Genomic DNA, 1767 nt, shown 5'->3' with positions numbered 1-1767 from the left:
AATGGGAGTTGCCAGCCAGAGATCACTGCCGCTTGGCGCAATTCTTCAATCACTTCAATGCCGACAATTGCGACGAGGAACCACGCGACATCCCTCAGCGATCGGATGAATGCAGAAGCGTTCACAATCACAGTATCTTCACCGTCTGGATAATCCAATCTGGGAAAGAACCGAGGGACCCGGGCCATATAGAGCACATAATCAGCCCCAAAGAGCGAAAGGAGGCGCCTCTCTTCATTTAAGATTACTGATCGATAGTAAAGAATGAATGCCGATGCGCTAATAATCATTAACAATATGTTCTGAGCAGCAAGGCATACGCCCACGAGCCCGAGAAACGAGAAGAAATATAGTGGATTCCGACTTAGCGAATACGGCCCCCTCTGGCACAGTTCCGCATCCTTACGCCCCCCGATATACAGGGTGCACCAAAGTCTTCCGAGAACTGCGCCAAATACCAGGAAGAACCCCAAAAACTCTATCAGACTGTAACCCAGGGTCTCAAATCCTTCCGGCTGGGTCGCGACCAGTAATGCAAGCCATGCTGGTGCCAGCATCCAGGTAATGAATGTTCGTTTTTTTTCTACGGGTGATCTTCCGTGTATCTGCTTCAACAATGAATTAACTCCAGCCACCAGCAAAGGTGCGGTAAAAGATGTGCGATCCGATTTGGGTCATGCGCTCCATGGAGCGTGCCCAGCGCGGACTGACATAGGTTGCATTATAGTGCGTCGAGGACGCCACTTCAGGCAGGAATATCTTGCCCCCCGTCACGGCCATGGCGACCTCCTTGGCGAGAAGATAAGCGCGCCGATCAACGATGTCATCTGGAATTCCGTCGCATGCGAACGAGAACTGGCATCTATTTGTCCAGTTCTCATTTTGATACACGACCTTGCAGACACTTGCCGGATAAGCAGGATTGCGCACCCGATTGAGAATGACCTGCGCGACCGCGGCCTGCCCCCTCACCTCTTCGCCCCGTGCCTCGAAATAAATTGCGGTAGCAAGGCACTTTTGCTCGGCTGTCGAAAAGACGGATCCCGGTAGAGGCTGCTTCATCCAATCGTGGTCACCTTCCGTCGTAGGCGGAACGAAGCGACCGGCGGCCTTGTCGGCGCCGAGCAAAGCCACGAAGGCATCGGAAGACGCATGGAATTCATCCTTTGGGGCGTAGGCCGTGGCCAGGATGTCGGCGCCATCGTTATTGACCAGATCGGCGAGCGCCGCCGGTACACCGGCCAGACGGTCGTCTGCTGGGCTATGAAACGTAGACAGGCCCGCCACCATTTCGGGATCTGCCTGCTTTGAAAAGCCCCGCAGAAAGTATGACGCGTCGGTCCCCGACGAAAGTAGCCGCGAAGCCAACGCCTGCTCTCCAACAGGGGGCTCCAAGTCTTTCCGATACGCTACGCTGACCAGACGTGGTTTCTTCGCTTCTTCAACCACCCGCTGGGGCGTGAAAGAAACCTCTCGATCCGCCCGCAAATTGACCCGTTGACCGCCGAGCACCAGATCCAGGTTTTCGTCATCGCCAGGAATGGCGGCACCGGGCAGCCGGAGTTCCTTCAGGTGAGAGCAGTTGCTCGACATATACCGCCCAGAGATCCGGCCCGGGAGCGATTCCCAACTCGGATTTGGTGCCCTGGATCCCCGTGGGCGATGCGAAGCCGAACACGAACCAACTCGCGCCGAGAAGCGCGAGGACACGCTGATGGCGGTTCGATGATCGTCGCTCGAAAGCGGCTTTCGGTTTGGACCGCAATA

Annotated in this window: 2 protein-coding genes; both read right to left on the bottom strand. The window is 55.7% G+C overall.

Features of this window, described 5'->3' with window-relative positions:
* On the bottom strand, window positions 1-617 hold a 617-nt coding region (locus NA8A_RS24145; protein WP_240532855.1), incomplete at its 3' end, for a methyltransferase family protein.
* Between the two features lie 4 nt (window positions 618-621).
* Window positions 622-1593 carry a cell wall hydrolase gene (locus NA8A_RS24140; protein WP_240532854.1) on the bottom strand — a complete coding sequence of 324 codons (972 nt, stop codon included), beginning with the start codon at window positions 1591-1593 and terminating at the stop codon, window positions 622-624.
* Between the last annotated feature and the right edge of the window lie 174 nt (window positions 1594-1767).

The sequence above is a fragment of the Nitratireductor indicus C115 genome (assembly GCF_000300515.1).
Classification (GTDB): domain Bacteria; phylum Pseudomonadota; class Alphaproteobacteria; order Rhizobiales; family Rhizobiaceae; genus Nitratireductor; species Nitratireductor indicus.
Note: the sequence above shows the minus strand (reverse complement) of the source record. Positions and strands in the feature narration are given on the sequence as shown.

Excerpts from the sequence above, each read along its gene's own strand:
- NA8A_RS24140 (WP_240532854.1), bottom strand. The coding sequence starts at position 1,593 with ATGTCGAGCAACTGCTCTCACCTGAAGGAACTCCGGCTGCCCGGTGCC.